The organism is Adlercreutzia sp. CNCM I-6216, from assembly GCF_977113345.1.
Window position 1 is genome coordinate 1 of record NZ_CDSBIE010000024.1, and the last position, 10,480, is coordinate 10,480.

Genomic DNA, 10,480 nt, shown 5'->3' on the forward strand with positions numbered 1-10,480 from the left:
ATCTGATGAACAACTCCACAGCCTTCAGCTTCTCTTCTCTCGAGTACATCTCCACCTCCAAATCGTGATGATTCGGGACAGGTTTTCGTCAGCATCCCCATTTCACTTTGTATTTTCCGACATTCTCACTTTGCAAAATCCGAAGATTCCACTTTGTATTTTCCGGATTTTGCTTCGAGCTTCGAGCAGGCGGATGTCAAACCCCCCAATCTTGGCGTGGCGGGCACCAGATCCCGGCTCCTGAAGAGGGACGATTGATTGTCATATTCAAAATAACGAGATTTTACAAGAAAAACGAGACTTTCAGGTACAAAATAACGAAGATTGGAAGGGGCGAGCTGTAGCGCTGTTAGATTTTCGGCAGCGAGATCTTCGGCAATCCTGCTTCGGGAAGGAGAACCTCACCGCACTTGCGGCTCGTGCCGAAATCCAGTGTCACTCGCTATGAAATCAGCGCAGCTGGAAACGGGAATAATCAGTAGGGCGTTTTGCGCTATAGGGAGTACTCTTTCAGGAGGCGCTCTAGGGCTTCCTGATCACCAAGAAGCAAAATGTCTTGCTCTCTCCCGTCTGCGAGAAGGCGGTTGATTAACGCTGAGATGCGAGCGGCCTCTTCCTTCTTTCCTTGCTCGAGGCCTTGCTCGAGGCCTTGCTCGAGGCCCTGCTCGAGGCCCTGCTCGAGGCCCTGCTCTTCTCCGGCCTCATAGCCCTGCTTGAACCCCACTTCGCTATAGAACTTCTTAGCTTGGCGAACACGACGCTCGGCGTTGGCCTCCACAGTACTGACGGATATCATCTCGCTCATCACCTTATCATCGTCGTTGGCCGCTACAACCAGACGGTCAATTTGGGCCACAAGATCATCGCCCTCCGTAACGGTACCGTCCTCGATGTATTGTAGCAAGGATCGCAGCTTCTCGTCGTCCTCTTTTACCCACGCGCTTCCGTTAAGGACGATCCACGTGCAGCGCGTATCCAGCTGACAGTCATTATTCTCCAAGCACCTCGGTTCAATGGTATACACGGGGAGACCGCAGCCGAACGAATCGTGAACGCAGAGAAAGATAATATAGCTGCGAGGTAAGTCCTCGTAGTCATCTCCTTTGTGGAGCAGATCGCTATCGATCACCGATTGGTAATAGCGGAGTCTGCATCCAAGGTAGTATTCAGCCTGCGCTTGCATTTCGATGTTGAAGGCTTTTCCCTCCCCTTTTACATAAGCGTCGAGCCTCACGCCGCGACCCTCAATGCTGGGATCAATTGACAAAGGCCTCAGCCAACTTGGGAGATGGGAACCAAACCGCTAATCTTGGCATGGCGGGCACCAGGTCCCGGATCCTGAGGAGGGACGGTTGATTGTCATATTCAAAATAACGAGGTTTTACAAGCAAAAAAACGAGAACTTCAGGTACAAAATAACGAAGATTTGTTGGCGGAGGCGCTGCATTATTGCCTCGCGAGGGAGGCTATGGCGGTGCCGATTATGGAGAAGGCGGCGCCCATGAGGACGACCCAACCCAAGACGAGCTTTCCCGGCAGCGACGCCAGCGCCATGACGAAATACCCGATGCCCGGTATCTGGTTCACGGCGCGGCCGACCACGTTGTCGTACAGCGCCGGATGCGCGTCGATGCCTTCGTTGGCGTCGCCGCGGGTGATCAGTTCGCAGTCTTCGTAAAGGTTTTCCTCCACGCGGTGAATGACGACTTCGTCATTGCGCCAGAAGACCGCCACGTCACCCACGGCTAACGCCTCGGGCTCGATGGGTTCGGCGTACACGAGGCTGCCCACGGGAAATGACGGCTCCATGGATCCCGATACGATGGTATAGGATTGCAATCCCATGAAGCGCGGCGCCACTGTTGCGCTGATAGCCAGCAGGGCAACCGCCGCCAGGAGCACGGCACCGACGATCGAGCAGAGCCGCGACACAATGCGCAACCGCGCGAGGCGCTTCTTAACGTCGCGCGCAAATGCATCCGACGTCTCCGCCGGCCCTGAAACGCCGAGCGAACCTGCCGGTATGTTAGCTACTGCATCAGTCATGGAAATCATGGGGTCGATGGATTGTTTGCTCTGTCTTTTCCTTAGTCAATAGCTCATCTTTTACTATCAAGCACAGATACGCGCGAAGCCCCGAAGAGCCTCGCGCGTATCCCTCATGGTATCTCAATCAGGCGGTTGCCTGCGACTCCCGACACATCCTAGTTCTCGTCATCCTTTCCTGCACGACGCCGGCGGCCGGCCACGATAAGGGCGATCAGACTCGCCAGCACGATGAGGCCGATGCCCAGGATCGGCAGCATGTCGCCAGTCTGGGCCAGAATCGTGCCCAGCGGCACCTCGCGGGTGGTTTCGTGCTCGCGCTGCTCGACCTCTTCAGCGTCCATCATAGTGTCGTAGAGGGTGATGGTGTTGTCGGACAGCTCGGCGTTGCCGTTTTCCGTGCCCTTGGTGATGGTCACGTTGCCGTAGTTGTCGATGACGAACTCAACGTCGTTGGCCAGGCGGTACTCACCGGGAGCCTCCACCTCGCGCAGGAGGTAAGTGGTGCCGACGTTCAGTGTCTTCGCCAGCTTCTGGGGAGCCTTGCCCGAAGTCCAGCTGGCCACTTCCTTTCCCGATTCTTTATCGAGGATGACCAGCTTGGCGCCTTCCACCCATTCGTGGGTGCGCGTGTCCAGCTTGTTCACCTCGATTTGGGTGGTTTCGTCGTAGACGCCGCCGTCCTTGTCGTAGGTCAGCAGGATGTTGCCGTCGGCGCTGTGGCCGGGCTTGGTCTGGTCATCGGCCGCGGTCGCCTCGGCTTGGGCGGCGATGGCAGCCTGCAGAGCCTGAGCCTCAGCAGCGGCCAACGGAGCGGCAGCGGCTTCCGTTTCGGCGGCGTCGAAGTACTTGGTGTCAGTGTACTTCAGGGCATAGCCGTTGGCGGACGTCGCATCTTCCACGAGGTAGAAGTAGGGGCTGCGGAACTCGCTCACGGTATGGCCCGCGGGCGCAGCCGTTTCCTTGAAGTAGTACAGGTTGTTGGTGGCAAGGCTCACGTTCTTGTAGGTGATCCAGCCGCCCTCCTCGGAGGTCGCCTCAGCGAGCCAAATGTCGCCCTGCGGGTTCTCGTTCACCATGTACAGCGCGTAAGTGGCGCCCACCAGGCCCTCATCGCGATCGGATACGCTGGTCTTGCGCACCTGCAGATCCATCGGACGCGCCTTGTTGTTGATGGTCGGGTGCCAATCGGGATTCAGCTTCGACATATCGCCGATGTTGCCCGGCTGGGTCTCATAGTCGGCGTACTGCTCGTCGAAGCGGACGTTCTGGTTGGCCGCGGCGTCCCACCAGCCGTAGTACATGTCGGTGCACACCAGCTGACCGGTCGCCTCATCTTGCTCGATGACCGTGGTGAAGGTGATCACCTGATCGCTGTACAGCACGGATTGGTCGTTCATGCCGCCCTTGCTGGTGTCCTCGATGACGCGGTAGTAATAGGTGCCGGGCTTGGTGTAAGCCAGGCAGCTGGGGTTCTCGAGGTCGCCGGAAACGTTGTTCGCCTTGTCGAAGTCGACCATGCCGAACTCGTCGTTAGTAGTGGCGGAGATGAGCTCGCCCTCGGTGTCATTGTAGTTCGCCACCTGAATGAGCTTGAAGGCGAACTCGCCAGACTTGATGGCGCGGCCCTCGAGGTTCTTGACGATCTTCGGATCGACGTAGCACACCTGATCGACCGGCTCGCCGCTAGCAGCGTACACGCTATAGCTGGCAGCGCTGATCAGATCGTAGGTGTCGGTATTGTAGAACGCTGGGAGCTCGCCTTCGGGAAGGGTCAGCGGGTTCAGCGGGGAGTTGATGTCGTCAGCGTAACCGAGCACCGTTCCAGTGGCGGTGAGCTTAGCAGGATTGCCTTCATCAACCGCTACAGTCACTTTGATGACATAGGCCGTCGTGTCCTTGGCAGCATCGTCGCCATTTTCGGTGATGAGATAGTAGTGGTCGCCGATGTCGTTGCGCTGGTTCTCGCCCTTGCCTTCAGCAACATAGGTGATGTCGGGGAATTCAATGGTTGCCTTACCAGCCGCGAGCTTATCCTTGGTGACGTTAGCAACCAGAGGGGTAAACTCCTTGTTCTCGAGGTCTTTCTTAACGGCTATGGACGAAACCGCTTCATCCTCGCCGGGCGCCCGCTCGATCTCAACCAAGGAGAAGCTGCAGTCGCTCGGCTCGCCAAGTCCGTAGAAGAACTTGTCAGCCCGGAACTGCCAGGTTCCATTGGGCGCATAACGGTTCGTGACCGTGATTTCATTGTTCGCAACTTCAACATCGGTGCCGTTGACGGTCATCGTCTTCACCGTGGGCGTCACGAGATAGATGCTTCGGCCGTTCTCGGCAGTGCGCTGACCGACAGCACTCAAAGTCACTTTCACCGTCGCAGGTTCGATAGTCGACATGAAGTTCGCCACATCACCCTCAAGCGGGGTTTCCTTTAGCGTGAAAGTGAACTCCTTCTCGTGAGATGCCTCCTCGAAGGCTTCCTTAGCGTACTTGCCATCGGCGATCTGCAGATTGAGCTTGCCCGTCGTGGGATCAGTGGCGCCCCACGCAACTGGCTTCGCTTCTGCAGCCGGGTTCTCGCCCTCGTAGAGATCAAAGCTAAACGTCCTATCGTTGAGAGGCAAGTTCTTCCCAAGCGTAGTAAGAATCTGCTTCGTCAGACCTAGATTGAACCCAGCATATTTCATGGCAACGTTTTCGAACTTGACACCAGCAACTGCCACGTTTTCAAGAGCGGTTTCACCGTAAGCCGCTTTGTAGATAGTCTTGTTCGTTTCCAAGCCACGCTTATTATCGGACAGCTTTACATCAACCTTCACAAGGTAAGCTGCGCCATCGTAATCTACTCCGTTGGCAACGTCTTGACTGCCTCCGTTTTGTTCAGCAATGGCATACCAGTAAGTTCCCGGTGCAGTGTACTCTTCAGTATCGAAGGAAACAGTACCTTCAACCTTCTGATTTGTTGAATCAGCAAGCTGTCCGGTTTCCTTGACGGTTGCACCCTCCGTTGCAGCAATGCTGACAAGGCTGTTAGCCTGCTTAAGCTCCGTGGGATCGCCCGGATCGTTGACAGCATCATCAATGTTATCAATCTTCTTGAACCCGAATGCAAAGTTGCCAGGCGCAATACCATCAGCGATCTTCGTCACCGGAATGTTCACAGACGTCTTCAAATCCAGCGTGTTCGTAACTGTTGCAGCATCGTCGCCCGATTGATTGCCAATCTGCACTGAGCTGACCGTGGTGGTGTAGGTCGTGGAAGTCAGGAGAACGTTGTTGTCCTTTTCTTTGTAGCTAGCCACCTCTTTTTTGACATTCAGACTGACACGAACATCGATGCCGTCGGGAATAGAAGACACAAAACCCGCGTCTTTCTGTTCATTAGTTAAGATCTCCTTCAAAGAGAAGGTTTTTTCTTTCGGGCCTTCGGCACTGAAACCAGGCAATATAAATTTCAGATCACCGTTCTCGGTGTATCCTTCGTATGTCTCATTCGTTTCTTTGTCAGTTAACTCGAAACGGAAAACGTCATCGGAACCAATGTCTAGAAGATCACCCAAGCTGTTAACAATTTTCTTCGTCAGTGAAACCGTGTAAGGGTTCACCGTGGTTTTTTCTTCCGTGTCGAACTTTCCGAACTTGATCGCGCCGTTGCAGGCAATACCACCGCCGTGAGTTCCACTTTTGTTTCCTGTTATGATGACACTTCGGGCTATGTTCACATTATCGGCAGTAGCCGTGTTAGTAAGACAAAGGGTGGCATCATGGGATTCATAGCTCTGGCCCACAGGAATACCGATTTCCCTTGACCACAATCCAGTATCGCTCACCGAGCAACCGTTCACGGGAGGCATACCAACCTCGAACCCTCGCCAAGCAAGCGTTTCTCCTTCATTACGCACAAGGGTATTGTCCGCAGAAACATAACTCGCGAGAGTGCAGTAATAGTCTTGCGCAAGATCGACCTTAAAAGACTTGCTCGCATAGTCCTTGTTTTCGAGGGTATATTTTGTTCCCCATCCGTAGGTAAGCTTACCGTTTTCTATCCTGCCGGGGTTCTCTCCTGTTAGCAACTTGGCAATTTCGCCTTCGCCCATACCAGTAAGGAAGAAGTCGCCCGAGGGAACATTCTTGCCCGAAGAAACAACAGACGCAGGAACATTGAAACGCAACACCGTATTCAAAGGATAGCTTGTTCCAGAAGCAGTGTTCTTGAACACGGCGGCGCTGCTTTCCAACTGGCCAGCGCTGGTTGTCTCCTTTTCTCCAATAATAATCTTCGCATGAGGACAACCAGCAACGCCTCCGCCGAGACCGGCGGCACTGTTATTCGTAATGAGGGCAGAGGGAATCATCAAGGTGCCATTGTTGTTGATGTAAATGCCACCGCCGCCCCAGTCGGTAGTAGTCTCTGTTTCATTGTTAATGATGGAGCCACCAGTTATCTTGGTGTCTTTTGCGTCAGTAAAAATGCCGCCACCTTCATGGGCACGCAAAGGACCATCGGAGCCATCCGTTTTATCGGGGTCTTTTGCTTTGTTACTAGAGATCTCGCCACCCGTCATCTCGAAATGACAACCATTCCACACGAATACACCGCCACCAGCTCCCGCTTCATTCTTGGTGATGGCGCCGCTGTGCATGATGAAGCTAGCTCTGTCGTTCACGAAAACGCCGCCACCTACCGTGCCTGCGCCGTTGTTGAAGCCACCAGAGCCACCAGGACTCGCCGATCCTTTACCTCCTGTAACAGTGGGCCCCGCACCGTTTTCTGTACCGAGAGTGACCTTGCTGTTTGAACCAAGTATAGATATGACAGAACTGGTACCTGTACCGATGATTTTGCCGGTACCAATGATGGTCAGCTTGGCGCCACCAGTCACCTTGATGTCGCTGCGAAGCGTACCGTTGACGGTGAGAGTGTAAGTTTCGTTTCCGCTGAAGGTCAGAAGGTTAGAGGTATTGGTTACGTCGCCGTCGATGGTGTGCGACATGTTGTTGGCCAACTTCTCCGATTTCGTCTCCACAGGAGTTTCGGCAACTGTCTTGGGATTCTCCTCGGGGAGCGCCGTCGCCATGATCCTGGCCTCTTCGCCTGCAGGCGGCTCTTCCCCATCGAGAGTTGCACCGTCTAAGACGTTTTCTTCTGAGAGGACCCCCTCCTCTTCACCTTCAGCATTTTCCGCATCTTCGGCGCCTTCCAGATCGTCCGTATCTTCGACGGATTCTTCCGTACCCGTGTCGGCTAGGACGTCGTCCTTAGAGCCGTAGGCGATGTTGATCTGGGGGACAAGGGCGACGATCAGTAGGATCGACAGGGCGATTCCCAAGAATTTGATGATCGATTTGTTCTGCAGCAACTTGGTCATGTCGTCCTCCTCCCTTTAGGCGTTCATCGAATCGGTTGCGGTTTGCTCGTTCTTTTTGCGGCGGCGCATCCACCAGTAGATGCCAAGGCCGGCGACCACGAGAACGAAAGCGCCCGTAGCCACATGCAGCGCCGTGCCGGAACCGGAGGACGCCACATCTTGGACGAGCCCGGAATAGAGCGGGTTCTCGTCATCGACGATGGTGCGCTCGGTAGTGGTGTCCTGGCCGCCGAGCGTTGCCAGCGGATTATCGTCGTCGTTGATGACCGCTTCCGCGTCGCCGGTGCCTATGCCGGCATCGATGGCAGCGGGAGCCGTGGCGTCGGCGGCATCAGCAGCAGCCCCTTCCGCAGCGGGGGCAGCAGCGAGCACCGGAGCGGCCGTCATCACTGTGGTGCCCGGCACCGTCACCACGCGCTCGGTGTCGACGATCTGCGTGCGGCGAATAGTGATCTGCGCGCTGAGCTCGTCGTTCACATCGCGGTAGTAAATGGTGTAGGTACGCGCCGGCGAGAAGTAGGCGTGGCGGATGGCCGTTTCCTGACCCGCCAAGCGCACGTAGGTGTCGTCGCCCAGCGAGAAGCGCTCCTCGCCGAGGATGTTCACGAAGTCGTTCGTTTCAGGATCTATCGTGATGGTCTCGCTGCGGAGAATCTGGCTGTTGGCGATGTTCATGTACTGCACGGTGATGTCGTAGGTATCGCCCGGCGTGTAGTCCTCCGGCACGTAGTAGACGTACTGGAGCACGTCGGTGCCCTTTTCCAGATCTTCCCACGCGTAGGTGATGGGCTCCATATTGCCAGACCACGGCACCAGACCGTTCTTCGGGGCCGGGGTGTAGGTGGCCGTCTGCTCCGGGGTGACTTCGTAGTGGATCTTATCGATAAGAGCACCCGTCTCACCGTTGATTTCCATCACGGTGAGGTTGACCTTCTTCGTAGTGGCCTGCGAGACGTACTTCGCCGTTACCGTGCGGCCGGCCGGATACTCGCCCGCTTCGAAGGCGACGACGGGATTGCCCTGCTGGGTCTCCGCCGAGCGGGCCCCAATGGCCACATTGTCGTCCGTCGCATTGGTCTCGATGGTCCAAGAATCCAGCGTGTAGTAGTTGACGCCCCACTGTCCCTTGTCGCGGTCGGTGGTAGGCGCATCCGCTGCATTCGTGACAGCGCTCATCGAAAAGGAGTTCGGCAGGGTGTATTGGTAGCCCTTGCCCTTCACATCTACGCTGTCGGTCCACAACGTATTGCCGTTATCGTCCACATAGTTAATGGTGACCTGATAGGCGCCGGCTTCGGTGTTCTTCACTTCCATAACGCGAATCTGCTTCGTGGCCTGCTCGGGCGTCAGCATGATGGTGGAGCCGGTGAGACGCTGGATGACGCGATAATAATGCGTGGTCTCCTGGCCGGCCTCATCGGTAGTCGTCTTGAAGAAAGACTTCTTGATAGCAACCTCTTTGCCTTCGCCGAGGTTTTCCACGATTTCCGTTTCGATGATGTTGCCATCGACATCGACGTACTTGACAGCGCCGGAAATAGCGTCGGCTTCAACTTGGTTATAGGTGACGACGAGGCGCTTGCCGGAGGCGACATCTTGCACCTCGGCTTTGGGCTCACCGGCTTCGGTCGTCGCCATGCTTTGGAATACGATGGGGGTGTCGCCCGTGAGGTTCTTGTAGTAGCTGGCACCAGCGCCGACCGTTTCCGCGAACTTGTCAATGTCGGGATCGATCGTACGGATGCCGAGCACCTTCCACTCATCCTCGCTCGGCACGGCGGGGTCGTTGACAAGCTTCGCGTAGATGGGGCAAATAGTGCCCGCGTACAGCGGATCACCGCCGCGCTTCGCGTCGAACACTTTCACGGTATAGGTAGGGAAATTGTTCGGGTCGCCAAACACGTCCTGCAGCGATTGCGGGGCCGGGGCTGGGGCCTCGGCATCCTGAGCCGCCGGAACCGGCTGGGCGATCTTCAGCGCGACAATTTGGGCGATGCGAGAGGAGGTGGCATCGCCGGCGTAGTCGGGTGCGGAAGTGTAGGCATCCTTTGCCTCGGGATCGGTATCCTGCGTCTCGGGAATAGCGTAGGCGAAACGCGGCGCGATGATTGTGCCATCTTTCTCAACCTCTATATAGATGGTCTTCCCTGCGCCGTTTTCCACGCGAAAGAGATCCCACAGGCCATCTTCAGCCATGGGGGTCATGAAATCGATGCCGTGAACGTCGCCGTGTTTGATCGGGTCGACTACAGGAGCGGCAGGTGCTTCTGCCGCATCACCATTCGAAGGGTCGTCGGCAAAGGCCTGGGCAACGAAAGAAAGACTCGCCGCCGGAAAAGCCAACGTGGCTGCAAGAGTAAAGGCTAGAAGGCTTCGGCCGAAAATTCTCTTTTCAGCGAGACCCCCATGACCGATTTCCTCATTTGTGTCTCCTCTGCTGCTCGCGATCGCCTCTGGTGCTATATGCACCTATACGCGCGCGAGGCGGGGGCCTCGGGCGCGTCGGCGATCCTCTTCTCCTCGTTGATTGCGAAGCGCCGCCTCTCTTTGTCAGCTGATTCGCAATCCTGCTCTCTCGCTTGCTATTTTAGATGGCTCATCAGGCTATTGTCTACCCGTCAAATCATCTTTTAGCAAGCTAACTCTCTGTCAGTGCTAAGGATCACTTTATTGATCTGAGGCTATTTGTCTACTGCCAAAAATGACAACAAATGAGACAATTATGGCTGCTACTCAAAATACAAGGCTTTGACCTGGGGTTTCGTTCGCCACTTCCCATAAGCCCAAAAGAAGATGACTAGGTAAATGACAGGGTAATGACTATATTAAAAACGCCTTGTAGGGGGTTAACCCGTGGAAAACGATAACTGCTTTTCAACGAACGGCGCTTAGCGAAACTAGTGACAATGCGTTAGGGATGACTCATATCCCCTTTCTTGCTTCTACTTCTCTTAGCAGACAGCTATACAATCATGAACCACCCCTCAAAGGGGTGGTTTGCTCTGGGCCTATAAGGCCGAGGGGGGCCGGCAGCGTCTAAAGGCGCTGCCTCTCACTTCGTTCAA

At 55.6% G+C, this 10,480-nt stretch carries 4 protein-coding genes; all 4 read right to left on the bottom strand.

The window, feature by feature from the left end:
* Window positions 1-493: 493 nt before the first annotated feature.
* The 4 genes from ACYVRU_RS11970 to ACYVRU_RS11985 all read right to left on the bottom strand — a co-directional run bounded on the left by ACYVRU_RS11970 (window position 494) and on the right by ACYVRU_RS11985 (window position 9,620).
* Window positions 494-1,267 carry an Rpn family recombination-promoting nuclease/putative transposase gene (locus ACYVRU_RS11970; RefSeq protein ID WP_232325506.1) on the bottom strand — a complete coding sequence of 258 codons (774 nt, stop codon included), beginning with the start codon at window positions 1,265-1,267 and terminating at the stop codon, window positions 494-496.
* A gap of 179 nt (window positions 1,268-1,446) precedes the next feature.
* The gene (locus ACYVRU_RS11975) at window positions 1,447-2,046 is read right to left on the bottom strand and encodes a signal peptidase I (protein WP_173111216.1); all 600 of its coding nucleotides are present in this window, start codon (window positions 2,044-2,046) and stop codon (window positions 1,447-1,449) included.
* A 158-nt stretch (window positions 2,047-2,204) separates the two neighbouring features.
* The gene (locus ACYVRU_RS11980) at window positions 2,205-7,415 is read right to left on the bottom strand and encodes a Spy0128 family protein (protein WP_461186202.1); all 5,211 of its coding nucleotides are present in this window, start codon (window positions 7,413-7,415) and stop codon (window positions 2,205-2,207) included.
* Window positions 7,416-7,430: 15 nt separating this feature from the next.
* Window positions 7,431-9,620, bottom strand: a complete 2,190-nt coding sequence (locus ACYVRU_RS11985; protein ID WP_461186203.1) for a MucBP domain-containing protein — start codon at window positions 9,618-9,620, stop codon at window positions 7,431-7,433.
* Window positions 9,621-10,480: the final 860 nt, after the last annotated feature.

Bases quoted from the DNA above. Each gene is read 5' to 3' on its own strand.
- ACYVRU_RS11975 (WP_173111216.1), bottom strand. From the start codon at position 2,046: ATGACTGATGCAGTAGCTAACATACCGGCAGGTTCGCTCGGCGTTTCA.
- ACYVRU_RS11980 (WP_461186202.1), bottom strand. From the start codon at position 7,415: ATGACCAAGTTGCTGCAGAACAAATCGATCATCAAATTCTTGGGAATC.
- ACYVRU_RS11985 (WP_461186203.1), bottom strand. From the start codon at position 9,620: ATGACCCCCATGGCTGAAGATGGCCTGTGGGATCTCTTTCGCGTGGAA.